The following is a 24,755-nucleotide window of genomic DNA, read 5'->3' on the forward strand; positions in this document are numbered from 1 at the left end:
CATCGCAGCGCAGCCAGCCATTCCGCAGAGCCGCGGACAGCCAGCCAGTATGTGAACCCACAACCACGAGGGAGGCTATCCGTGAACCACTCGAAAAATATCACCAATATCGGCGCCGCGCTTGGGGTACTACTCGCAGCACCTTTGGCGCGGAGCGAGGAGCCGGTGATCCTGCCCGAGATTACCGTGACGGGCAGCACCGCGACGGACACCGGCTACAGGACTGACACCGCCACCACCGCCACCAAGACCGACACACCGATCTTCGACCTACCAGTGTCCATCCAGGTGGTGCCGCGCGAGCTCATGGACGACCGGCAGGTGATTCTTCTTCAGGATGCCCTGGAGACCGTGAGTGGTGTGGTCCCGTTTGCCACCGGCGGCAGCGTCTTCGATACCCCCAGAATTCGCGGATTCGAAGCATTCCGCAACGTCTATCGGGACGGGTTCAGGGGTCGCTTCTTTGGCAACTATATCCAGAGTACGGCCCATCTCGAGCGGGTGGAGGTGCTCAAAGGCCCGGCCTCGGTGCTCTACGGCCGCATGGAGCCGGGCGGCCTCATCAATCAGGTGTCCAAGCAACCCTTGGCGACACCTTATTATTCCCTACAGCAGCAGTTCGGCTCCTTCGATCTCTACCGTACAACCCTGGACGCCGCCGGCCCGCTGACCGAAGACCAGTCGCTCCTCTATCGGGTCAACTTCGAATATCTCGACAGCGGCTCGTTCCGGGATTTCGTCGGGGCTGAAACTGTCTTCGTGGCGCCGGTCTTGACCTGGAACCTGAGTGACCGTACCCACATCACCCTCAACTTGCAATATCAGCACTCCGATCGTCGCAGGGATACGGGTCTTGTTGCCATCGGCGACCCTCCCCGCATTGCGCCCATCCCCTTCAGCCGCTACCTCGGCGAGCCGTTCGACAACGACGATGTCGACGATCTCCAGGCCTTCTTTCTCCTCACCCATGACCTCAACCCGGACTGGACGGCGAACCTGCGTTTCTCGACCCAGCAATTCGATGCACATTATCTGGCGGTCGCAGGGACCGGTACCCTGCTCCCTGACAATCGCAGCGTTGAACGCACCTTTTTTGAGGAGATAGACGATATTCAGAATTACAACACTGTACTGGATATAATCGGGCATTTTCGCACCGGGGGGGTCAAACATACCCTACTGCTCGGGGCCGACTATTACCTTGACGAGTTTGATGGGCCGTTTGTATTCACGAGCTTCGATCCCATTGACATCTTCACCCCGGTCTACGGCGCGCCCCGCCTCTCGGTACCTCTTACCCCATTCACGCAAAGCACCGAATATTACGGCGTGTACTTCCAGGATCAAATCGATCTCCTGGACAACCTGCACCTCCTGGGCGGCGGGCGCTACGACTGGGCGACAACGGAGTCGCAATCCGACACGAATCCAACCGATAGAATCGAGGACGAAGCCTTCAGCCCGCGTGTGGGGCTGGTCTATCAGCCCCTGCCGTGGCTGGCGCTCTACGGAAGCTATGTCGAGTCCTTCGGCGGCGCGAACTCCGCCCGCTCCCGCACCGGTGAGGCTTTCGAGCCCGAGACCGGCCAGCAGTACGAGGCTGGCCTCAAGACCGAGTGGCTGGAGGGCACGCTCTCGGCCACGCTCGCCTTCTACCATCTCACGAAGCAAAACATCCTGACCCCGGACCCGGTGGACCCGAACAACTTCTCCGTCCAGACCGGGGAGGCGCGGAGCCAGGGCATCGAGCTCGATCTCGCCGGCCAGATCACGCCGGGGTGGAGCATCATCGCCTCCTACGCCTACACCGATACCGAGATCACCCAGGACACCGGCGGCCGCGAAGGCTTCAGGCTCCACGACGTGCCGGAGTACAGCGGTAGCTTGTGGATGCGCTACCGGTTCCTGGGCGGCCCCTGGAAGGGCCTGAGCCTGGGGGCGGGTGTCTTCGCAGCGAGCGAGCGTACCGACTCCGACAACAGCTTCGAGGTGCCCGGTTATGCGCGGGTGGACCTCTCGGCGGCCTACACGTGGAAGCTGGGGCCGACCTGGCTCACGGCGCGGCTCAACGTCGAGAACCTCCTGGATAAGGAGTATTTCAAGAATGTAGTAAGTAGTAGCGAAATACACCCCGGCGCGCCGCGGACCTTTCTCGGGTCGCTGCAGATTGAGTATTGAGGCGAGCCATGAACGCCTCAATGCGCTCTTGGGGTTCACCGGTTATAAGCGCCTTTCAGCCGATCCTGAACGGCGCCTTCGAGCTACCCGCCGACGTGCCCGAGGATTTCGCGCCCTTCAATATCCAGTTCCTGGAATACGAGATCGACGGGGCTGCGAGGCAGGGTCTCTTCGTCGCCTACGCCAGGACCACCGACGATCCGGTCGAGGAGGAGCAGGGGCCGGGGCTCGGGTACATTGCCGAGTTCGATCTCGACGGCCGGCACCTGCATACGCTGCACGCGAGCCGGAGGCTCAACGCTCCCTGGGGGTTGGTCGTGGCCCCCGAGGGGTTCGGCCCGTTCTCCAAGCGCCTCATCGTCGGCAACTTCGGCGACGGCACCCTGGTGGCCTTCGGCTTGAAGAGCGGACGGCAGAGGGGATATTTACGCGACCGCGATCGGCAGGCCCTCCAGATCGATGGCCTCTGGGGCCTCGCCTTCGGCAACGGCGCGAGCCTCGGGCGTGCGGATTACCTATACTTCACCGCCGAGCCGAACGGCGAGGCCGATGGCCTTTTCGGCAGCCTGCACTTCGTGAAGGAGTGAGGGGAGGGGGTATCGCGATGGCCGTCGCTGGCGGGACGACACCATTCTTTCCGGCACCACGGGGCCGGCATTCGCCGGCGATGACCGAGCCGGAGCGACCATGAGGGTGAATCAGCGCGGGGAGGTCTGCAGCAAATTTCTTGACAAACCAGCCAGCCACTCCTTCGGGTTAGCCAGCCAATACCAATGCATAAGAGAGGTCTGGCTATGCCAAATACTGTCAAACTACTCCCGCCAATTGTCCTTATACTGTCGATGCTTCTTGGTGCTGCGCCACGGGCGGCCGATGTGCAGCAGGACAAACCCGTGGCTGGTGGGGATGAACAACCCGTCGTCCTTCCGGTGATCACCGTCACGGCGGATCCCTCGAATGAGATCGGTTATGTGGCAACGCAAAGCACCACCGCCACCAAGACCGACAGCCCGCTGATCGAGACGCCGCAGTCGATTTCGGTGATCACCAGCGATCGGCTGGAAGCGCAGGACGCCGACAGCCTCTCCGAAGCCTTGCGTTACACCCCGGGCATACAAGCAGAGCCGTTCGGCTTCGAGCCTCGTTTCACGTTCTTCAACATCCGTGGATTTGACGCGACCACCACGGGCCTCTACCGAGACGGCTTACAACTGCGCAATCCGGGATTTGCCGGCTCTTTTAGCCTGGAACCCTATGGTGCGGAACGAATTGAAGTGCCGCGCGGCCCGGCTTCCGTTCTATACGGGCAAGGTAGCCCCGGCGGTCTCGTCAACTTTGTCAGCAAGCGGCCGGCGGCAAAACCTTTCGCCGAAGTCGAGTTCGAGACGGGAAACTTCAATCGCCTGCAGGGCGCTTTCGATCTAAGCGGTCCCATCACCAGGGATGGCACCTTCCTTGGCCGGCTGACCGGGCTCGCCCGCGACAGCGATACGCAGGTTGATTTCATCGAGGACGACCGCGTTTTCGTTGCTCCTTCGTTCACCTGGCGTCCAAGCGGCGCCACCACGCTGACGCTGCTCGGTGAATACAAGCGAGATGAAACGCTTTCCTCGCAGGCATTACCGGCTGCGGGAACTCTTTTCGACAATCCCAATGGCAGCATTCCAACACGCCGTTTCACCGGCGAACCTGATGTCGACCGGTACGACAGAGAGGATTTTTCGGCTGCGTATCTGTTTGAGCACCAGGCCAGCGATGCCTGGACCTTCCGTCAAAACGCGCGCTATTACTCGAACGACCTCGACAACGTTGCCGTGTTCAGCAGCGGCCTCGATGGCGACCAGCGCACCCTCAACCGATCCCTGTTCGATGGCGTTGGCGAGCTCGATGGGTTCGCCATTGACACTCAAGCCCAGCTTGAATGGGCGACCGGGTCCGCGTCCCACACTCTGCTCTTGGGTCTGGACTATCAGAATATCGAGACCAGCGTTTTGCAAGCCTTCGGCGCCGCCCCGTCCATTGATGTCTTCGATCCGGTCTATGGAGCGCCCGTCCCGACACCCCCGGTGTTTAACGATAGCGATACGGATCAGCAGCAGATCGGGTTATATGTTCAGGACCAGATCAAGTTTTACGAAAAGTTTGTCGTGTTACTCGGCGGGCGCTACGACTGGGCGGAAACCGAAACAGAAGATAACCTCGTGAACACGACCACCGACCAGGGCGACAACGAACTCACCGGCCGCGCCGGCTTGCTCTATCTGTTCGACAACGGATTGGCGCCTTACGCGAGCTATTCGGAATCCTTCCTGCCCGCTGCCGGCACCGATGCGTCCGGCCGGCCATTCGAGCCTGAGACCGGGCGGCAATACGAAGTCGGCGTCAAATATCAGCCGCCCGGAGCCAACAGCTTTGTAACTCTCGCGCTTTTTGAGCTCACGCGGGAGAACTTCATCCAGTTCGATCCGGCGACCTTTCTCCAGGTTCAAACAGGCGAAGTTCGTTCCCGCGGCATCGAGCTGGAAGGCGTCGCGAGCTTCGACTTCGGCCTGGATCTGATCGCCAGCTACGCCTATCTGGATATAGAGATCACGGAAAGCAGCAACCCCGCGGAGGTGGGTCAGCGGCCGATGCAGACGGCCGAGCATACGGGCTCGCTTTGGGCGAATTACACGATCCAACGCGGCTCTCTCAACGGGTTGGGACTCGGTTTCGGCGTGCGTTATCTAGGGTCCAACTTCGGCGACAACCTCAATACGATCGAAGCCCCCCCGGAGACACTAGCTGATGCGGCAATTCACTACGACTGGAACAAATTTCGATTCGCCGTAAACGCAAAGAATGTCTTCGACAAGGAACACGTCGCCACGTGTTTCGTCCGCGGAGTAGGTTTCTGCACCTTTGGCCAGACGCGCACCGTGACGGCCAGCATCGGGTACAGGTGGTGAGCCCAGCATCAATGAACCGATGGTATCTCGTCCACAAATGGACGAGCCTGATTTGCACCGCGTTCATGCTGCTGTTGTGCCTGACGGGGCTGCCGTTGATTTTTTATCACGAGATAGACCATGCGCTGGGCTATGGCGTCGAGCCGCCAGCGATGCCGGCGACGACGCAGCGCGCGAGTTTGGACAGCATCCTCGCCGACGCCAAAGCGCGAAAAATTGACGATGCCGTGCAGTTTGTCGTGCGGGATCCCGACGAACCGGATGTTTGGTTTGTGAGGATGGGCGAGACAGCGGCTGCACCGGAACCATCGGCCTTCTACAGCTACGACGCGCGTACCGGCGAATTTCTGCATGAGTACCCGCTTAACCAGGGCGTCATGAATTTCCTGCTGAGGCTGCACGTCGATATGTTTGCAGGTCTGCCGGGCACACTGTTTCTCGGATTCATGGGTGTACTGTTGGCGGTCGCGCTGATTTCGGGAGCAGTGGTCTATGGCCCCTTCATGCGCAAGCTACGCTTCGGCACCGTGCGACGTCATCGGTCGGCGACGCTGAAGTGGCTCGACCTGCACAATCTGCTCGGCATCACGACGCTGGTCTGGGTATTGGTCGTTGCGATCACGGGCGTCATCAATACTTTGGCGATCCCAATCTTTGCTCATTGGCAGTCAACCGAGCTTGCCGATATGACCGCGGCGTATCGCGAAAAACCGGCCCTTGCGGAGGGAGGCTCGGCGAAACAGGCTGTCGCTGCCGCGCGTGCGGCGGAACCGCGGATGGAACTCAGCTTCATGGCGTTTCCGGGTAACGATTTTGCCAGCCCTCATCACTTTGTCGCCTTCATGCAAGGCGCGACGCCCTTGACGTCTAAACTGCTCAAGCCCGTGCTGATCGATGCGCGATCGGGAGAGGTCATCGAAAAACGCGAATTGCCCTGGTACGTCAACGCGCTGCTGGTCTCACAGCCTCTGCACTTTGGCGATTACGGCGGCCTGCCGCTAAAGATCATCTGGGGCTTGCTGGATATCATCGCCATCGTGGTGCTCGGCAGCGGGGTGTATCTGTGGCTCAAAAAACGCGAGACCTCGTTCGAGGCGCGCCTGCGACCGGCGCAGGTTGAAGAAACCGCCGGCGCGCCGTCCCTCCATCACGAAGACTAGGTCTACACCCTCAGAAAAACCAACAGTGGTAAATTGTAAATTGATACTGACCAAGTAATTGGATCATTTTAGCTAGCCAACAAAGCCTCCCGCTCGCATAGCCAGCCAGACGGGTCGATCGACTGATATATGACTCCGGGAGGACGCGTGACCAAGTTGCCATCGACGCACACGCCGATTGCCGCGGCGCGGCGTGCGGCATTCGTGGGCGTAGCCTTCGCGGCGCGCTCTCGATCTCCCAGCCGCTGCACTTCGGCGACTACGGCGGCCTACCGCTGAAGATACTTTGGGCGCTGTTCGATCCCATCGCCATCTTCATGCGCGCCAGCGGGCTGTCGCTCGCGAAACGCAACGTACCTTTCGAGGTGCGCCTGCTTGCGCAGCAGACCGTAGGCGAAGCGTCGCCTGACCTCGGCTCTGAACAGCATCGCTCCGCGTGAGCGCGTTGCGCAGCAGAATCGAAGTGTGGGGCATGCCGATCCTGCTGGGCACCGCCAGCGCTCTTGGCCTCATCGCAGCGCTGGTTTCCGACGGCCTCGGCGACGTCGTCTCCTGGATCGCACTTGCAGCTCCCGTCGTGGTGTGCGCGTGGTGCGGATCCAGAAAGGGCTAACCGGGGCGTGCCGACTTGCAATCCGTGCTCGATACCGGAGATCTGCCGGGGGGCGCTCGCTCTTTGTCGCGAGCGCGTGCGCGCCACACCGGGCGATGCGGATGCACACGCCACCTGGCCCAGTCGCAGGCCGCTCAAGGCCATTTCCAGGTGGCGGTGCAGAACGGCAGCCGCGCCTGCGCACTCGCAACCCAGCGACCCGCGCTCCTGGTCCGACCCTGGCCGCGTGTACGCAATGGACGGCAAGCTCAAGGATGCGGTCCAGTGTTTTAGCGAAGCCTTCGGGTCGATGCGCGATTCGCCGACGGCTGGCACAACCTGGGCGCCGCGCTGAAGCAGATCGGGGACCGCCAGGGGGCGTTCACGGCGCTCAAGAACGCGCTGATGGCGCACTGGGTGGCCGTCGCAGGCCGGAACGACGCTTTTCCCCGCACCAGAGTGCCCGCGCGCTTCGTCCCGGGCGTGGTGACTCGCGGTCCTGGCCCATGGACCTTACAGCCGTACCGTGTCTTTTGTGGAAAAAGCCCGTTTGTACACGGAGGCGGTTCTCCAAACTGATGCCGAGGAGCACTCAAGGCCGAGGAGATGTCGCAAGGCGGCTGTGTTCGGATGTCGAATCGGACCGACCCGGTTGGAGCGGCATCCAGGCCCGCACGCAAAGGCCTTGCGGGTGGCGCTTCGTGAGTGTCAGGGCGCCGCCGAGGGCCTGGACCCGCTCCTCGATTCCGGTGAGGCCCAGACCGAAGGAGACCTCGGGAACCATCCCTTTGCCGTCGTCCTCGACCTGGATCTCGACGATCCGGTTCGGAGCCACGGTGGCCGGGTTGACCAGCGCGACTGTGACCCGCACCGAAGCGTGGCGGGCGCCGGCATGGCGGGCCACGTTGGTCAGGCATTCCTGGACGATCCGGTAGATCGTGACGCGCAAGGTATCGTCGAGGTCATCCCGCAGCCCGGACGTCTCGATCGTCCAATCCGTATGGCCCTGACGGGATCGCCAGGTCTCGACCAGATCGCGTAGCGCCTGATCGAGGCCCAGCGCATCCAGGCCCTGGGGGCGCAGGCGCCGGAGCATCGCCCGTATCCGCCCCTGAAGCTCGGCGACGGTATGCTCGATCGCCGCGAGCGAGTCCTGGATGCCGCCGTACTGCCGGGTTTCCAGGTGATTCTGGATGGTCGTGAGGTAAACGGAGGCGGTGAACAACAAGGGCGCCAGGTCGTCGTGCAACTCCCGCGCGAGCCCCCGCCGTTCGGCCTCCTGGACATCGATCAGATGGCTCGCAAGCGTGCGTTCGCGATCGCGGGTCGCGCACAACACGGCAGCCATACGATTGAACCGCTTATGGATGCGAGCGAGCTCCGGCACCGCAGCTTCCGGTACACGGGTTTCCAAATCTTGGGATTCCAAGCGATCGAACGCCGCTTCCAGCTCCGCGAGCGGTCGGAGACCGCGCGCAAGGCCGAGATAGACGAGACCGCCGACGCACAGGAACAACGCCGCGGCAATCACCATGAGCACCCGGACGTCCTGCCACACCTCGCGGATCTCGTCGCTGGGATCGGCTTGCAGGATCACCTGCTCATGTGCACTGCCGACCGTGAGATTAATCGGTTCGAAGCCCTCTGTGCCTGGGGCGAAGAGGCGCGAAAACCATCGGGGCACCCCGGCCACATCCGTGTTCTCCGGCGGGAGCGGGCCTGCTTCCGGTCGAATCACCCGGACATGCCTGAGCCGATCCAATGACTCCGCCAAGTCCTCGGGGCGGAGACTGGTGAGCCCTGGTTGCGACCGCACCGCCGAGATCAGGCGTTCGGCCGAGCGCAGCGTGGTGTCCATCTCTGAGCGCATCGCCGCACGTGCGTGCAGCCACAGCACAGCGGCGCCGAGGGCGATGCCGATCGAGAGCACCGCGCTCAAGATGAGGACGAGTCGGATCTTGAGGGACACCTGAAAGCCTCGAGGTCTACACCGGAGGCCCGATGGTAAGGATCAGGGCCCGCTACGACAACCCTCGGCCACTTTCAGAGCGCCCTAGAACCTGAGCTTCACGCCTACCCACCCGGCGCGGGGCGCGCCGGGTGCCAGGAAACGCTCCTCGGCGATCGGATCGGCGAAGGCGTTGAAGTTGCGGGTCCCGGCGGTCTCGTAGTCGCTGTCAAACAGGTTGTCGATGCGCGCCCAAACCTCGACGTGCTCCCAGGGATGAAAGCGCGTGCGCAGGTTCACGATCGCGTAATCATCCACCGTGTCCAGCTCGTTACTGTCATCACCGCGCAGGAACTGGTCGGAGGCGTAGAGGAGCGTGCCGCCCACCGACCACTTCGGGAGGATGGCCCAGTCGGCCCCGATCTTGAGGTTGTGCTCCGGGATCCCGGGGATGCGGTCGCCTTCCTGCACCTGGATGCCGTCGGGCTCGACCACGCTCGCCAGGGTTTCGGCGGATTCATAGGTCGCGTCCACGAACCCGTAATTGACGGACCAACGCACGGACTCCCACTGCCCGTTCAGACCGAGCTCCACGCCCTGGCGGCGCGTCTCGTCGATATTCGTGAAAAACCCCGCGCCGCCCGTTTCGGTCACGGCGAAGATGAGGTCGTCTTCGAGCGTCGTGCGATAGAATGCCACCCGCCAGCGCAGGTCCTCGCCGAGCGGCAGGTGCCCGCGCGCCCCGATCTCCCAGGTCCTGCCGATCACGGGATCGAGTGGCGGATCGGCCACGAAGGCGTTCGGCAGGTTACACGGGTCGTCCTCATCCGCGCAGGTCAGCTCCGCGGGTGTGGGAGCCCGGAAGCTCTCGCTATAGCCGCCGAAGAGGTTCAGGTCCTCGAAGATCGAATAGGTGACACCCCCGGCCGGGTTGAAGCGATCGAAGTAGTGATCGCCGTCGAGATCGGCGTTTTCCGGATCGCCGGTCTGATCGCGGATCTCGACCTCGGTGATCTGGTAGCGCCCCGAGAAGGTGAGTGCCAGCGCCTCCGTGACATCGAAGGTATCGGTGAGATAAAGGCCCCAGTTGTCCTGCCGGGTGGCGACGTCGACCTCGCTCTCCAGATCGCCGATGCGCCGGGTACCGCGGGCCAGGCCCTGCTGAAACAACTCCGCCTCGGCCTCGTCCTGGGTGAAGTCCGTATCGTTCCCGTCGTAGGCAAAACCGAACGTGGCGCTGTTCGCGCGCTCGAAGAACGTCGCTTGGTGGCTCAACTGCACGGTCCCGCCGTAGCCGTCGGTGTCGGTCTCCGTGGTGCGATCCTCGCCTTCGACTTCGAACTCCAGATCCCCGACGCCGCCGAAGGGCGCGGCCGATCCCTCGCATAAGCCGAGCGCCAGCGCTATCTCGCTATCGTCCTCATCGACGCACTGGACCTCGGCATCGCCGTTCAAGGTATCGCGTTGGTATTCTCGGTAGTAGGCATTGCCTGCCAGCAGCAAGGCATCGGTGAAGGCGTGACTGGCCCTGAGATTCAGGAAATTCATGTGGTTGTCGGTATCGTCGGGAAAGGTGTGCACGGCATTACGATCCAGGGCGAGCAGGCTTTCGGGGGCGAAGCCGTTGCCCGTCAGGGTGTTGTCCGCGAAGATATAGCTGAGATCGAGATCGGTTTGTTCGTCCTCCCAGCCGATCTTCCCGAACAGTTGCCGGATTTCGCTCGGGGACTCGTCGCGCCAGCCGTCTTCATCGAGTGCATTGAAGGTGAGGTACCAGTCGAAGCCGCCGTGGTAACCGCCGTGCTCGGCCTCTACCGCCCAGCGCCCGAACGAGCCACCGCTCGCTTCGACCTCCGTACCCTGGTAGGCGAAACCGCTCTTGGTGCGTAGCGCGATGGCCCCGCCCAGGGTATTCAAGCCGAACAGCGGATTCGAGCCCGGGATGAGGTCCAGGCTGGAGATGGCCGACTGCGGGATCAGGTCCCAGTTGACGGTGTCGCCGAAGCCTTCGTTGATGCGCACGCCATCCATGTAGAGCGACAGGCCGATGGCGCTACCGACCAGCGGCGAGGCCAGGAACCCGCGGTATTCCAGATCGTTCTGGAAGGGGTTGTTCTGGGCCGCGTTGATGTTCACGCTGCCGATGTTCTCGAACAGCATCTGGGAAAGATCGAGTGGGTTCTGTTCCTCGACGTCGTCGGCGGTCAGCGACTGTACGTTGGCCGGGACCTTATCGATCGGCGTGCCGAGCGCCGGCAGGGGCGTGGTCGCGATCACCTCGATGGTTGGCAGCTCGATCGCGCCTGCGGGACTGCGCGTGACCTCGCCCTCCCCATCGCCCTCCTCCGCCATACCGGGGGAGGAACCCAGGACTAGGGTCAGGATCGACACCAGACAGGCCGCAGGCATCGATGCACGTGGATCCCTTGAAACGACGCTTCGACCCATCGTGTTACTTTCCAGGAACGCGGTGGGCCGGGATGAGCGAAGCGAATATCATCATCGACAGTGCCGTTGCTGCTCCGCTGGTCGATGGTTAGAAGGCCATTGTTGTTCGCGGCGTTTCGCGTCTGGCCCTGTGCCGCGCAGTTTACAAGAAAAAGCCTCTTTTCAATGGAGTCCCTCATCAGCAATTCGCGTGTGATAACTCCACATGCGATCCGGGTACATATCCCACGCCCCTGTGGGAAAACTTCCCGTAGCAGGTTGTCCCCCAGTACGCTGCGGACCGGGAGCGGTCGTGCCGCGGCTTGTCGGGCGGGATGGACGCCATTCGGTGCCGGGTCGTCGGTCAACGGGGGAGGCAAGTAGTACCGCAAAGGCGATGTCGATGTAAGAAAAAACGGTTCGCCTCCAAAACTAACCGAATGTGAGACGTCATTGCGAGGATGACCCGCTACCCGTGAGCGCAGCGTGGCGGTCTCGCGACGAAGCAATCTTGCGATGACGAGATTGCGCCGCAAGGAGGGATTAGAGGTGCAGCATCCGCCGCACCACACCATCGCGCCGGAAGGCGTGATACAAAGCCCCGCTGATGTGCGCCGCGAGCACCGCCAGGAGCGCCCAGCACGTATAGATATGGATGTCGGAATAAAACTCGTTAAGCTCGTCGTTTTCGTAACCCCAGTTGGGAAGCTCGATGAGCCACCACAAGGTCGTGCCCCAACCGCTGTACGACGACGAGAGATAACCGCTCACGCAGACGGCGAGAATCAACACGTAGACCAGAATATGATCGGCCATTGCCGCCATTTTCATCCACCCCGACATCGTCTGCGGTAGTTTTCCCGGACTGCGCTTCCAGCGAATGTAGAGCAAGAGACCCACGACCAGAATGAGCGTCAGGCCGATGTTTTTGTGCAACTGAAATGGAAACCCGCGCACCGCCTCTCCCCACGGCAGCGACATCATCCACCAGCTCTTGGCGAATAGAAACAGAATCGAGACCGCCAACAACCAGTGCAAAATCACCGCGCCAAAACTGTAGCCTTGTGTTTTCATGCAGCGCCCTCCTTCATTCCGGCGAGCGCGGCGACCATGAGCCCACTATGAATCAAAAACCACAATAGAGAGTTCCACAGATATTCGTCGCGCAGGATCGGATGTGAATTCGCGGTGGCAACGAAAACGGCGAGATCGAGCGCTGCGAGCGCTCCGGTCACCGCGACGAAAGCCGAAGGCGCCCACGGCCGCCAGTCAATCAATCCCATCGCGACGAAAATCGAGACCATCGCGAGTATCGCCCCGGTCATTCCCACGAAGATTTGAAAGCTGCGGAACCAGTCGGGTCTGGCCTCGATGAATGCGGCGACGCGCTCGGCCATTCCTTCGCACGTTTGCAGGGACACGTTCTCTTCTTCCAACTCTCCTTCGGGACATTTCCATAGAGTCGCGAACTCATCCGCCGATTGCGCATAGAGCGTGTAGTGTTTGGACGCTTCGACACCATAGCTCGATGCGAGATAGAAACCGAGGACGACCGCGATGGTTCCGACCCAGGCTGCCCAGACGGGGCCTTCCAGAGTGTTGAATGAAGAGGTTTTGATAAGCGCTCCTGTCTTATTGAGTTGGAAGTTTTCCCGAAATCGGAAACCCGAGCGACACCGGTTTGACCTTTTGCTTTCGCAACGGTTCAATCAGCCACGCGGGTCAACGGAACGGATGAAGTGGTGTAATCTATTCGACCTATCTTGTATTTCTCTTGGATTTCAGCGGCATGTAGTGCATAGTTCAAGTCATGTATGAGATCCCTGATCTCGGTCACTGACCATGAGCGGGACGAGCTGATCCTGGCCCTCTATCACCGCCTGGTGCCACCGGTGTGGGAGGACTTCCCGTAGCAGATACTCCCAGGACGCAGAGTCTTCTATTCATAGTGTGTGACCTCTTGTCGGTAGGTGTCCGTCTCCGAGCCATCTCGCCATCCGCGGTACCATGCCATACAGGAATACCAGGATAAGCAGCGCGACGAGCGCCGGGATCCAACGGACATCAGCCGCGACCAGGATGCGCTCCGCGAACGTGTCGGCCTGGAGCGCGGCACTCAGGGCGCTCGAGCTCTCCAGGTGGTGATAGACAAGGCCCGTCTGGGCACCGAGCCCCTTGAGATAGCTTTCGCGCACCGACGAGAGATGCTCGTTTCCGACCGCGGCTTCGCTGCCAAACGGGGCGTTGCGGGGGTCATAGCCCCTACTATTGCCGGGGTCCTCGATCGGCAAACCGAATCGGGAGGCATGGGGCACGTCATCGGCGCTGTAGAAGCCTATCTGCTCGCCCTCTTCATTGAATTTAGGGATTGGCGTTAGGGTATACGCCCCCACCCCCACGATCAACCCCTTGACCACGCCCGGCCTCTCGTCAAACCGCGGCTCTGAGGCAGGCTGCATTGTCGCCAGGATCCTAGCGCCCTCGACCTCCCCCGTGAGCTCTTTGAAATCGGGTTGGTAGCGCGAATTGATCGGCGGCGCTTCATGGCCATCGGTCATGAAGACCAAATGGGTATTGAAGCCCTTGAGGAGCTTGATGGTGTTGTAGAGGCCTTGGGCGATGTTGCTATCGGCGGCCCAGGCCATGCGCCAGTCGATGCGCGCAATAGCCCCGTCGATCGCGCTATAGTTGCCGCACACCTCGACTGGCTGGAATAGAATGGCGGACTCGCGCTCGGTAAAAAGGCCGAGCCCGATGCGCGATCCGCAGGGCAGTCGCCGCAACCCCTCGCGCAGCGCGCTTTTCACGAGCTCTAGGCGGCTGACGTGGCCTCCGTTTGATTCGTAGTCCACGGTGTTCATGCTACGCGTGATATCGACGATGAAAACATAAGAGAAGACCGACCGTTCAGCCTGGACCCTTGGGAACGCAAAGACAAGGATAAGGACACCGAATGCCGCGAAAAGGCACCAGAATCGGATATCGCCCTTGTTCACGGCAGGCCCCTGGGAAAGCCTGGGATGGAAGACCATAGCCCTTGTTGGCGTCGTTGTTGATCGGGCTCGTCAGTCTCCGCTTGCGGCAGGTCCGGCACCAGCCGCATGGCGACCTCGAGGTTGTATTTCGCGTCCCAATCCCAGCTATCGAGTCGCAAGGCCTCGCGATAGAGGTCCTTGGCGAGCGCGGTGAGGGTAAAGGCGCGCTCGTATTCGGACTGCTCGGTGAGCGCTATCGCTCGGGTGAGATAGAGATTGCCAAGGTTGTAACGCAGGCGCGCGCGGAACTCGGGATCTCCTTTGCCTTCCAGGCGGTTGAACAAGTCTATCGCCTCATCGCCGCGGTTCTTCTGCATAAGCCAGTGAGCCCGCGCAAACATGACTTCGGGCGGTGCATCCCCCGTAATGGGGATATCCTCGCCTGCCAGGAGCCGCTCGATGGTTCGGTTGTGCGCGCCGGCCCGGGTCAGGGCGATGCTCTCGATGAGCACCCCGAGGCAGAGCCCTAGCAGCAGGATCAGCAAGCTGCCACGGCGCATTCGGTAGCGCCTCATCGCCATGCGCGGACCTCCGCGAGCTTGGCGCCCAAGAGCGCCGCAATCGCGCAGAGCGCAAGCCCGTAACACCATCCCGAGAGCTCACCCCGGAGGATGTGCTCGGAGTAGCGCAATGGCAGGTTCTCGAGGGCGTCGAGGTCCGCGATGGCGCGCTCCAAGGCCTGAGGATTTTCCGCTTCGTAGGGAGAGTAAGGAGTCTCAAGGCTGCTAAGAAACGCATGGAGATGACGTTCCGGCAGGCCGTCCGCCGTATCGCCGGGCGGGCGCTCGCGCGCCTCGAAGATCCCGGGGCTATTGGCGGTGCGCAAGTATATCCAATACAGGCCTACGCCGAGCTCCTTGAACCACTTGCGAAGATCCGCCCGGCTGCGATGGTCGACCTCGGTGGCGCCGTCTGAAACCAGGACGATCACTCGGGAACCAGTATAGGGTCGGCCCTGGAAAAAGGACAGCGCCATGGCGAGCCCCTTAGCAATATTGGTAAGGCCAAGCCCCGGCGTATCCATGGCCCGGATCGCCGCCTCGATGGCCTCTCGGTGCTCCGAGAGCGGCAGCACGAACATCGCCGAGGTGCTAAAGGAGGCTACCCCGATCAGATCGCTCTTCCGCCGTGCGACGAACTCCAGGAGCAGGCGGCGCGCGGCCTGGGCCTTGGATTCCTCTTCGCCGCTCGGAGGATGGCCGGCAAAGCTATGGTCCATGCTGGAGCTGCGGTCCAAGAGCAGCACCGTGTGCGCGCCCCGGCCGATCCGCTGCACGGTCTGTTCGACCCGGTGCAGACCCGCGATCCCTAGGATCAGCGAGGCGATAGCCAGCGCGGCGATCACTCGAAGCGTGTAATCGATAGCGGTAGAGATCACATCCCGCGGGATCACTTCCACCCAAGGATACGGCTGGCTCCGGAATGAAGAGAAAAAGAACGGCAGGAACGCAAGGGGCAAGAGCGCAAGCACCCACGGATGCGCCAGTGCTAGAGTCACCGGCTGGCCTGCTCGCATTCGCGACAGCGCCGGCAGAATCGCTCCAAGGCCCGCCAAGCATCACCCTCCATCCCCTCGCCGAGGCCTTCAGAGAAAAAGAGATGCCGGGAACGCTCAAAGAATGCTTCGATCTCCTGCATTAGCGGAAGAAACGCAGGGCGTTGTTGTATGAATTTCTGTAGGTCTCCTGGAAACATCGGGGCGCCGGCGGTCTCGTTGAAGGCTCGGTGGATCGCCTGTAAAGCTTGCTTGTACGCGGTGAGGTCCATAGCCCCCCGACGCAAGCGCCGAAGCTCCCGACCCGCACGGGCAAAGGGTTTGCGCCGCCGGCCCGGCCACTGCCCGTAGCGCCACAGGGTGTAGAGCAGGGTCGCGGCTGCAGCAGCCGCAAACAGGATCAACCGGATCCCATGGCCGCGCGCGTCTATCGGTTGCGGTCTGGCGTCGGGGCGCACGTATTCCCGGCCGCCTTCGGTGCGGACGGCAAGCTCCCGCAAAGGCGACATCGTAAACTCCCAGGCGGGTATCGGCACATCGAGTTGATCAGGGCCGCTCAGGACGAGCCGGAAGGCAGGGATGGAAAGCGCTTTCATCCCGACAGGGGCATAGAAGATCTGATAGGTAAGCAGGATCCGGTAGCGATTGGCCGCCTGTTGCTCTATTTCCTCCACCGCCACGTTGCGGAGCTCCAGCCAGTAATCGAGGTTTCCCGCGGTCGGGATCGAGCCCTTCTGCAATGCATAGGGTTTCTTCACGTCCAGTTGGATCTCGTGCCGAATGACATCCCCGATGAGGTATCCGAACGGCCTTGGGGTTAGGAAATCGAAGCGCTCAATGGGCGATTGGGCACCGGGAGCAAGCGAGGGGAAACAGGCTGTAAAAATACAAGCTATCGACAAAGTGGCCTGCCAGCACAGGTCACGAGCACCGATTCTCATTGCTCGAGCCCGTGCCCATCACTATTGCAGGAAATACTCCGTCAACTTGTTTGCCTCGAAGCGATCGATGAGAAACAATGGCGCACACCCGCGGGCCATGAAGAGCCGGGTGAGATCGCGCCTACGCTCAGCGAACGCGGCTTGGAACCGTTCGTGCAACTGCGGCCGGAACAACAATGTCCGGGTCGCGCCCGTCTCCCTGTCCCGCGCCTGGGCGAGGCCCACGGCCGGCAGTTGCCGGTATTCCGCGGACTCCCATACCACGATCGGCACCACAGCGTGCCGGGACATCGAGACCAGCACATCGTCTATGAGCGCGAACGGCAGATGAAAATCGGATACGAGGAACACCAGGGACCGCCGCACCGACAAATACCGGCTCGCCTCTCGTAGACCCGCCGCGTCAGCCGCCCGAATCTGCAGCTTGGACAGCCGATCGGCCAGGTCCCAGGCGGCACCGGCTCGATGGGCAGCGGGCAGCAGGAGATCACACCGCACGGCAGCATCGCAGCCGATAAAGCCAAACGGGTCGCCACTACGATAGGCTGACAGTACCGCCGCTGCGGTAAACTCTGCCAGCAGTTGAAGCTTCCCTTTATCCCCCACGGATCCCATCGAGCCCGAGAGATCGGCAACGGTATACACAGGGGCTGTGCTGCGCTGATTGAAGACCCGCACATGGGGCATCCCAAAAGGGTCTCTGAGGGTCACGCGTAGATCCAGCCTCCGCGCATCGCGATGTCTAAACAACGGCTCGTATGCGCGAAAGTCCTGTCCTTGGCCTGACTGCACGCCCTCGTGATAGCCGGGATGGACGGCTTGAGAACGCCGGGCGAAGCGGTAGTGAAATTCCTGGATGCGGCTTTCTTGCAATGGCGCGGCGTATCCGTCCATCTTTTTTATGCTAAGGTGCGGCGACGGTGTGAAGGACCTTATCCAGCAGCTCGCGCACCAGCGGTCCGCGCCGGAGCTCATGGACGGGGCTGAAAAAAACCCGGTGGGCGATGGCCTCGAAATAGACGCTTTGCAGGTCCTCCGGCACCACCATTGCGCGATCGTTGAGCCAGGCGTTTACCCGCGCAGCGCGCACCAGCATGCTCATGCCGCGGGGGCTGGCCCCTGCTTGCACCAGGTGGTCCATGTCGATGCCATCGATGGCAATGGCGTAATCCTTCGGGCAACGCGTGGCCTGCCAGAGGTGCAGGGCATAGTCCTGCAACGCGCTGCTCGCGCGGACCTCGCCCTGAAGCGTCGCGGCAAATTCGTCGAGCTCGCTATAAGGCAATACGCCATGGTCCACCTCATCAAGGAGCTTGTCGACATCGTGAAAACGCGGATCGAACATCAGCGCCCGCCGGATCTCCTTGCCCTCAGGTAGCTCCATCGCGATCTCCATCAGAAACCGATCGCGGGCGGCTGCCGGAAGCTCGAAGGTTTCCTCCTTTTCCACGCGGTTGCGATCCGCGAACACCTGCAGATGCGGAAAATGATAGACCCGGTTAAAGGCCGCCACGTTGCGTTCCGCCATGACCCTGAGCAGCAGCGAGTGTACCTGCGGGCGGGCCCGGTTGATCTCATTGAAGAAGAAGATCGAAAGCGCCTCGCCGTGTTTGACCAGAGGGCCCGGGTCCACACAGGGCCTGCCCTGTTCGTTGATATAGGTGTAATACACCAAATCGCTGGGCATGAGGTCGATCGTACCTTCCATACGCTCGTACGCGCCCCCCAGTCCGCGCGCCACGGCCCGCAGTAAGGTGGTCTTGCCCACCCCCACATCGCCTTCAAGCAACACATGGCCGCGTGCGAACACCGCCACCGTGATGAGCCGGATGACGTGACCTTGGCCGATGATGGCCCCTTTCAAGGTGCCCTCGAAGAGAAGCGCGCGGGCGCGCCAATCGCTCAACACACTGTCCGGGCTCATCCACTGTCTCTACGAAGGCCCGGAATAAAAGACCCCGGCCTCAAAGCCGGGGCTTTCTCGGGATCCCTTCTCGCCAGATCAAAGCTTGCTCATATCGTATTCAAACTTGCCGGTCTTCTTGAGATGCTCGACGCGCTTGGCGTTGCGTGCTTCCATCGCCTTGATGGACTCCGATTGCTTGTTGAGCTCATCGCCATCGTGTTTCGGATCGTACTTCGTGCCGGCCACCTTCTCGGGATAGCCGGGTTTGGGCTCCCAGCAATCACCGGCCGTTTGGCATTTGGTGCCGTCGTAAGCCTGAACGCCAACCGCTAGCCCGACAGTGAGGCTAGCGGTGATGAGCCAGGTAGAACGAGTGAACAAGGTTTTCGCTTTCACCATGGATCTCCTGTTTATTTTGCTGTGTCGTGCGTTGCGGGTTTGAAGTCCTTCCGCTCTTCCGGCGTGAGCCATTCGGCCTTCTCCGGATCACCCTGGTAGACGCTGCGCATCCAGCTCATGATGAGCAGCATCTCATCGATGCTAAGGTTTCCTCGCTGTGGACCCATCATGCCCTGGGCGCCCTCGTAGAGGGTCTCAAACAGTCCTTTGTCGGTGGCGTTCTTGGGATAAGTCCAGTAGTCATCCGCCAGACCCGGCGCGAGTTTCCCTTCCGCATTGTGCCCGTGGCAGCCGGAACAGGCGCTGAGATAAAGGTCTCCGCCCTTCTTGATAGCTTCCGGATCAGCGTTGTAGGGGTTCTTTCCAGTCTCCTTGAATTGCTTCACGGCCTCGGTATCCGCTCCTTTGGCCAAGGACAAATCGAGCAGCTCGCCGGTGATGGTGTGCCGAAACTCCTCTACGGCGTAGCTCGGTAGCGAGGCGTTGATAACCAAACAAAGCACCGTGGCGCGAGTCGGATTCGATACGAAAGGTTTCGTCATCGTGCTTGAGCGGTTTGTTATTGATCTTGTCTGGTTGTTGTAGTCAAAGGCTCTCCCATCCGGATTGGATGGGCCATCCTAGCCGCATTCACGGCTGCCCTAAGCGGCAAGAGCGGCATGCCCTCGGCCTTCAGGATCGCGGTTATCTCCGTGGCCGCGCTCTCGAGGACTTGATCGAGTTGCCGGAGCAAGGTGACATCGTCCTTGCGCACCCCGAAGGACTGGTCGTAATGGTGCCCCACCTTCTCCCCATCCGCCCGGACGCTGTGATCGGGAATGAGCGCTATCTTCAGGGGCACCGTGGATTGCTTGACATATCTTGCAGCCACCGGTCCCCACAGGACCGCAATCTCGGCCTTGCCGTCCTCCACCTCCCGCACCAGCCGCTCCGGATCGAATCGGACATACTGGTTCCGGCGCGACTTGAACTCGACGAGCGAATGCATGTAGTGGAAATTCCCCTCGAACTTCCCGATGCTCTTGAGCATCGTCTCGGCCGGCGTACCAGGGATGATGGCGAATCGGTGCAGCTTCCGCAGGTCTGGACTGTTCCAATCCTGCACATTTAACCCTCGATCCTGCCGATAAATGAACACATAACCGGAGCGGTAGTAGGGCCTTGTGGTCAGGACCCGGGGATCGCCGGTGTCGAGACCCATCACCACATCGCATAATCCTCGATCGAGATAGTCGCGCACCAAGTAGATCGCATCCTTTTCTGTCCAGACAAATTCCAAGGGCCGCCGCATTTCGGCTGCAACGACTTGAGCGATCTTGTTCTCAAACCCATGCCTGCCTGCGTCCGAATAAGGCAGATCGTTTCGGGCGGCGCAGATCCGTATCGGGCCCGCGGCGGTCGGTGTCTGATCTGCTGCAGCGACACCCGCCGCCAACGCGCCAAGCATGACGGAGCCGATGAGCCGAGTCGTTTCCATGAAGGTTTCCATCGTCATACCCATCCGAGGATCCGGGCGTCGTTACCGATCCCCCCTATCGGGAACGACTCGCTTAGATTGCCTGTGCTTAAGACGCGTTAAATGGGCAAAGCGTCAATTGGAGTTGACCCCGTTTCGTGGACACTTCATCTTTTGGGAAGGAGGGGTCCACGATGTCGAAACGAAGAAGTGCATATCCGCCGGAGTTCCGGCGACAGATGGTCGAGTTGGTCCGGTCAGGCCGCAACCCGGAAGAGCTGGCGCGGGAGTTTGAGCCGACGGCGCAGGCGATCCGCAACTGGGTGGCACAGGCGGCCCGAGATGAAGGCCGGCGTGCCGATGGCCTGACCACGGCCGAACGCCAGGAGCTGGGTCGTCTGCGGCGGGAGAACCGCCAGCTCAGGATCGAGCGCGAGATCTTGTCAAAAGCCGCTTCTCGACAGGATATAAAGTTCTCCCGCTTGTTCGATCAGTTTGACTTCCACTGAGTCACGGACTTGCTCCCAGGGGAGCGTGAGGAACGCTTTTTCCAGCTTGCTCAGACGCCCCCTGGGCGTACCCACCAGATAATGAATGGGCGTCTCGGCCGTGCGCATTCGGCTGAGGTCTCTTCGGTGGGAATGCCTCGGTCCATCACAGATGTCGAGCTCGACATCTGTGATGCTATGTTGAGTACTCAGTTATGTGGAGTTGGTGGTCCACGACACAGGTTTGTCCGGGGGATCACGGTGGATGTACTCTACATAACTTACCTACATTCGACGCAACCGACCTATCAGATCAGCGCCGTTGATGAGCAGGCGACCGGCACGCGGTGGCCCGAGAGTCTCTGGGAAAACCTGGGCAAGTGCTTGGCGTTTGAGATCGAGGTCGGCTCGCGCGTAGCGCATGGTGGTGTTGAGGCTCGCGTGGCCGAGCCAATGGCTGATCGTCGCAAAATCGACCCCGGCTTTGAGCAGATGGATCGCCGTGCTGTGGCGCACCGAATGCGGATGGATGCGTTTGTCGCGAAGCGTAGCGACCTGCTGGCCGGCGGCGGCGATGTGCTTGCGTAGGAGATACCAAACGCCGAATCGAGTGAGCGGCTGACCGCGCACATTGGTGAAAAGCGGCGCATCGGCGGGGTCGGTGGTCGATGGCCGTGCCGTCTTGATCAGCTCGCGCAGCAGCCGGGCGGTGGCGGGCCAAATCGGGCACAGTCGCACCTTGTTACCCTTACCTTGCAGCCGAACTTGGCATGGGGGGTCGAGCCGTATGTCGCGGCGCCGTAGGTTCAGCACCTCTTGAACGCGGGCCCCGGTGTTGAACATCAGGGCAAAGAGCGCGTAGTCGCGCTGGCCGGCTGGCCGTGACTGGTCGATGCTCTTGAGCAGTACGTCGATCTCGGCGCTCTCCAAGTACTCGATCGGTGCCTCGCCTGCGCCGCGTCGGAACGGGACCGCGAGCACGCGTTGGAGGTAACCCAGGTACTCGGGCCGTTGGGCCGCGAGGAAACGCGCAAAGGCGTGGATCGCACCGAGGCGTGCATTGCGGGTCGCGATGCCGTTGTGCCGATCGGTCTCGAGGAACGCCAAGAACTTTGCGACGCGCTCAGCATTGAGATCAGCGACTTGCAGCTCCTCGACCCGTCGGTTTGCATCATGCGCCACGAACTGCAGTAGTAAGACCAAGGCGTCGCGGTAGCTGTGGATGGTGTGCGGACTCATTCCGCGCTGCGCCGGCAGATAGTCCTCGAAGAACCGTAGGATCCCCTGGCCAAGTTCCGTCGGTGGTACGGCCTTCATGGCTGACCTCCTTGAACCAACCGTCCGAAGCTGCGCTCGAAGCGCTCACTGGCACACGCCACCACGGCCGGCATCCAGCGTAGGTAATAGGCGGTCGAGATAATCGATACGTGTCCCATGTAAAGCGCGAGCTTGGGTAGGTTCGCCTGCACGTCGCCTTCTTGCTGGTACCAGTGTAAAAGCGCCTGGACTGCGAAGCTATGACGGATATCATGGACACGCGGGCAGCGACCCTCGCTGTCGTGCACACCGGCGGCATCGAACAGCGCGTGTAGGGCTTGGTACAATCCGTTTGGGCTGTACGGACGCCACCCATGACGTCGACTACACAGGAGCGGCGCGCTGGGGCGCGCATCCACTCGATGCTCCCGGCGGATCCGCAGATAGCAGCGCAGCTCCGCGCAAGCAGATGGCGACACGGGGACCCATCGCGACTTATGGAACTTCGATTCTCTGATATGTAGCACGCCTGCCTGTGGATCGATGTCGTCCAAGGTCAGCCGTAGCAGTTCCCCAAGACGCAGTCCTGTCGTGTAGAGCAGCACGAGTGCCACGCGCATGACTGCGGGTCGGAGCGGTGAGCTTTGAGCCGGCCGCAAGGCCGAGGCGAGTTCCAACATTCGGGCGATCTGGTGAGGTTCGATGAGGCTCGGCAGCGCATGGGGGATTGGCCGCGCGAAGCCGGCTGGGTCGGGCAGGAAACAGTCCGGTTCCGAGCGGCGTCGGTAGCGACAGAAGTTGTGCACGACGCTCTCATACGTATAGCGAGAGTTGGGGTGGAGGTGGCCAAATGTGCCGCGCCAGTCATCGAAGGCCCGCTGATCGAGGTCGACGGCGTGCCTTTCGACCAGAAATCGGCGCAGCCTGCGCAACACCCACTCTTCCTGCTCACAGTCTCGGCCGAGTGAGCGGCGGTGCGCGAGATAAGCGGCAAGCGTTGTATCCAAGCGGGCTAAAGGGCTTATGGTACGCATCATCGCCCCCTATCCCTGGACCGGCCTGGGTACCGGCAATGCGACATCGCGCAACATGTTGGTATCGAGACGCAGGTACAGGCAGGTGCTGGCGAGGCTGCGATGCCCGAGCAGATCTCCGATGACTTTGACGCCGACACCGCGTGTGAGGAGTCGCATCGCAAAGGCATGGCGCAGGCTGTACGCCGAATAACCGTCGATCGGCAGGCCGCTCTGTTCGGCGCGCTTGTCGAAGACATCGGTCACGGCGTAGCGTGTCAGGGGCCCGGCCGGACAGCGGGCACGCAGGAACAGCTCCGGGTGACTGCTACGGGATCGTCCCTGAGCCAGATAACGGCGCAGGACCGACACTGTCTGCTCGGCGAGCGGTAACACCAGCGTAGACCGGGTCTTGCACTGCTCGGCCTTGAGGGTCCTCATGGCCCAGTCAATGGAATCGACGCGCAAACACACCACCTCGCAGGGTCGCAGTCCGTAATGCGCCAGCAGATGCAGGAGGGCGTAATCGCGCCAACCCGACTTGCTTGACCGATCGATCGAGCGGAGCAGCGCCTGGACGAGCGACCAGTCGAGCGCCCGCGGCGGCAGCTCATCGTGATAGGCGCGCGGCGTATCGATCACATGGAGCGGTAGCCTGATCCTGTTGCGGTCGTAACAGTAGTGCAGAAAAGCACGCAGATGCGCGACTATATGTTGCAGGCGCTGGCGGCTGATCCCCTTGCTGGCGAGCGCCAGATAGCGCTCGACGTGCGCATGGGTCAGAGAGCCGAGATCCTGGCCTGACGGTAGCGCACGGTGCAGAAAGTCGGTGACGGTCCTGTCATGATGCTGGACCGTCTCGCTTGCCAGCCCGCGTAGCTCGATGAGGTGTTGTCGGTACTCCCGACAAAGTTGCGTGAACGGCTCGTCGACAGCCGGGGACGTTAGTCGTCCTTGGGACAATAGGAAGCGTTGGTAGGCACGCTGCGTGGCCCGATACAGCGCCGTGCGTTTCCGAGCCGTGCAGTCTGCGCCAAATCCCCTGTCCAGTTGGGCAACAGTGTACGCCGAGCCAGGCTTTGCGCGTGCTATCCGTTCAAGCGAGCGCTTGAGCCGAAACAGATGACCGCGGATGCACCCGCGGCCGTAACCCATGGCCTCAAGCCAAGAATCGAAGTCTTCAAGGTCCTGAGCAAATCGAGATTGTTCATAAAGCGGGTAACCGCGGGGGAAAAGTTGGCGAAGCATGATGACCTCCGAACCGGTAGATACGGAGGTAATACGTTACGCCGGACCGATCAGTTATGTGAAGCAAACGCCTTGGAACTCCGGTTTGTGCAATCGAGTAACCACTATCACTCCACATAACTGAGTACTCAACATAGCATCACCCAGGTGCGCCGGGCCTTTCCGTATTGCTGCTCGATGCTCTTCAGAAAGTCACCCAAGGTGGTCTTGTCCAAGGTATTCCCGGGCATGACCTCATAGGCGAGCGGAAAACCTTCCGGGGTC

The 24,755-nt window shown here is 61.4% G+C and carries 22 protein-coding genes and 2 pseudogenes; 7 read left to right on the forward strand and 17 right to left on the reverse strand.

The window, feature by feature from the left end; genetic code table 11:
• Positions 1-81: 81 nt before the first annotated feature.
• The 6 genes and pseudogenes from M3461_03560 to M3461_03585 all read left to right on the forward strand — a co-directional run bounded on the left by M3461_03560 (position 82) and on the right by M3461_03585 (position 6,899).
• Positions 82-2,178 (forward strand): TonB-dependent siderophore receptor, encoded by a 2,097-nt coding sequence (locus tag M3461_03560; GenBank protein ID MDQ3773503.1) that lies wholly within the window; start codon positions 82-84, stop codon positions 2,176-2,178.
• Positions 2,179-2,186: 8 nt separating this feature from the next.
• Positions 2,187-2,765, forward strand: coding sequence for a TIGR03118 family protein (locus tag M3461_03565; protein ID MDQ3773504.1), 579 nt, complete (start codon positions 2,187-2,189; stop codon positions 2,763-2,765).
• A 207-nt stretch (positions 2,766-2,972) separates the two neighbouring features.
• On the forward strand, positions 2,973-5,126 hold the full coding sequence (locus tag M3461_03570) for a TonB-dependent siderophore receptor (GenBank protein ID MDQ3773505.1): 2,154 nt from the start codon (positions 2,973-2,975) through the stop codon (positions 5,124-5,126).
• 65 nt (positions 5,127-5,191) lie between these two features.
• Positions 5,192-6,286, forward strand: a complete 1,095-nt coding sequence (locus tag M3461_03575; GenBank protein ID MDQ3773506.1) for a PepSY domain-containing protein — start codon at positions 5,192-5,194, stop codon at positions 6,284-6,286.
• A gap of 227 nt (positions 6,287-6,513) precedes the next feature.
• Positions 6,514-6,726 (forward strand): annotated as a pseudogene (locus M3461_03580) (PepSY domain-containing protein).
• A gap of 32 nt (positions 6,727-6,758) precedes the next feature.
• Positions 6,759-6,899 carry a hypothetical protein gene (locus tag M3461_03585; protein ID MDQ3773507.1) on the forward strand — a complete coding sequence of 47 codons (141 nt, stop codon included), beginning with the start codon at positions 6,759-6,761 and terminating at the stop codon, positions 6,897-6,899.
• Between the two features lie 571 nt (positions 6,900-7,470).
• On the opposite strand, the gene M3461_03590 is transcribed toward M3461_03585, so the two are convergent.
• The 13 genes from M3461_03590 to moxJ form a co-directional block, all read right to left on the reverse strand.
• On the reverse strand, positions 7,471-8,847 hold the full coding sequence (locus M3461_03590) for a histidine kinase (protein MDQ3773508.1): 1,377 nt from the start codon (positions 8,845-8,847) through the stop codon (positions 7,471-7,473).
• A gap of 84 nt (positions 8,848-8,931) precedes the next feature.
• Positions 8,932-11,235: a TonB-dependent receptor gene (locus M3461_03595; GenBank protein MDQ3773509.1), complete on the reverse strand. Its 2,304-nt coding sequence runs from the start codon at positions 11,233-11,235 to the stop codon at positions 8,932-8,934.
• 561 nt (positions 11,236-11,796) lie between these two features.
• Complete coding sequence (locus tag M3461_03600; GenBank protein ID MDQ3773510.1) at positions 11,797-12,327, reverse strand: cytochrome b/b6 domain-containing protein; 531 nt, start codon at positions 12,325-12,327, stop codon at positions 11,797-11,799.
• The gene (locus tag M3461_03605; GenBank protein ID MDQ3773511.1) at positions 12,324-12,962 is read right to left on the reverse strand and encodes a hypothetical protein; all 639 of its coding nucleotides are present in this window, start codon (positions 12,960-12,962) and stop codon (positions 12,324-12,326) included. Before M3461_03605 ends, M3461_03600 begins: the two co-directional genes overlap by 4 nt.
• A 234-nt stretch (positions 12,963-13,196) precedes the next feature.
• Positions 13,197-14,114, reverse strand: coding sequence for a VWA domain-containing protein (locus tag M3461_03610; protein ID MDQ3773512.1), 918 nt, complete (start codon positions 14,112-14,114; stop codon positions 13,197-13,199).
• A 131-nt stretch (positions 14,115-14,245) separates the two neighbouring features.
• The gene (locus M3461_03615; protein ID MDQ3773513.1) at positions 14,246-14,809 is read right to left on the reverse strand and encodes an MxaK protein; all 564 of its coding nucleotides are present in this window, start codon (positions 14,807-14,809) and stop codon (positions 14,246-14,248) included.
• On the reverse strand, positions 14,800-15,786 hold the full coding sequence (locus M3461_03620) for a VWA domain-containing protein (GenBank protein MDQ3773514.1): 987 nt from the start codon (positions 15,784-15,786) through the stop codon (positions 14,800-14,802). Before M3461_03620 ends, M3461_03615 begins: the two co-directional genes overlap by 10 nt.
• Positions 15,783-16,724, reverse strand: coding sequence for a nonribosomal peptide synthetase MxaA (locus M3461_03625; protein ID MDQ3773515.1), 942 nt, complete (start codon positions 16,722-16,724; stop codon positions 15,783-15,785). Before M3461_03625 ends, M3461_03620 begins: the two co-directional genes overlap by 4 nt.
• A 21-nt stretch (positions 16,725-16,745) precedes the next feature.
• Positions 16,746-17,618 (reverse strand): hypothetical protein, encoded by an 873-nt coding sequence (locus tag M3461_03630; protein MDQ3773516.1) that lies wholly within the window; start codon positions 17,616-17,618, stop codon positions 16,746-16,748.
• A 10-nt stretch (positions 17,619-17,628) separates the two neighbouring features.
• Positions 17,629-18,648: a MoxR family ATPase gene (locus M3461_03635; GenBank protein ID MDQ3773517.1), complete on the reverse strand. Its 1,020-nt coding sequence runs from the start codon at positions 18,646-18,648 to the stop codon at positions 17,629-17,631.
• Positions 18,649-18,726: 78 nt separating this feature from the next.
• A complete protein-coding gene (locus M3461_03640; GenBank protein MDQ3773518.1) occupies positions 18,727-18,987 on the reverse strand; it encodes a methanol dehydrogenase [cytochrome c] subunit in 261 nt (86 codons plus the stop codon).
• 53 nt (positions 18,988-19,040) lie between these two features.
• Positions 19,041-19,571, reverse strand: a complete 531-nt coding sequence (gene moxG, locus M3461_03645) for a cytochrome c(L), periplasmic (GenBank protein ID MDQ3773519.1) — start codon at positions 19,569-19,571, stop codon at positions 19,041-19,043.
• A gap of 17 nt (positions 19,572-19,588) precedes the next feature.
• A complete protein-coding gene (gene moxJ, locus M3461_03650; GenBank protein MDQ3773520.1) occupies positions 19,589-20,524 on the reverse strand; it encodes a methanol oxidation system protein MoxJ in 936 nt (311 codons plus the stop codon).
• Between the two features lie 155 nt (positions 20,525-20,679).
• On the opposite strand from moxJ, the gene M3461_03655 reads away from it, so the two are divergent.
• Complete coding sequence (locus M3461_03655; protein MDQ3773521.1) at positions 20,680-20,994, forward strand: transposase; 315 nt, start codon at positions 20,680-20,682, stop codon at positions 20,992-20,994.
• A gap of 264 nt (positions 20,995-21,258) precedes the next feature.
• Here M3461_03655 and M3461_03660 read toward each other — a convergent pair whose 3' ends face one another.
• The 4 genes and pseudogenes from M3461_03660 to M3461_03675 form a co-directional block, all read right to left on the reverse strand.
• Positions 21,259-22,290, reverse strand: a complete 1,032-nt coding sequence (locus tag M3461_03660) for a site-specific integrase (GenBank protein MDQ3773522.1) — start codon at positions 22,288-22,290, stop codon at positions 21,259-21,261.
• Positions 22,287-23,267, reverse strand: a complete 981-nt coding sequence (locus M3461_03665; GenBank protein ID MDQ3773523.1) for a tyrosine-type recombinase/integrase — start codon at positions 23,265-23,267, stop codon at positions 22,287-22,289. The genes M3461_03660 and M3461_03665 overlap by 4 nt, the downstream gene beginning before the upstream one ends.
• Positions 23,268-23,273: 6 nt before the next feature.
• Positions 23,274-24,491: a site-specific integrase gene (locus M3461_03670; GenBank protein ID MDQ3773524.1), complete on the reverse strand. Its 1,218-nt coding sequence runs from the start codon at positions 24,489-24,491 to the stop codon at positions 23,274-23,276.
• Between the two features lie 137 nt (positions 24,492-24,628).
• Positions 24,629-24,755 (reverse strand): annotated as a pseudogene (locus M3461_03675) (transposase).

This window comes from Pseudomonadota bacterium (assembly GCA_030860485.1).
Taxonomy (GTDB): Bacteria; Pseudomonadota; Gammaproteobacteria; order JACCXJ01; family JACCXJ01; genus JACCXJ01.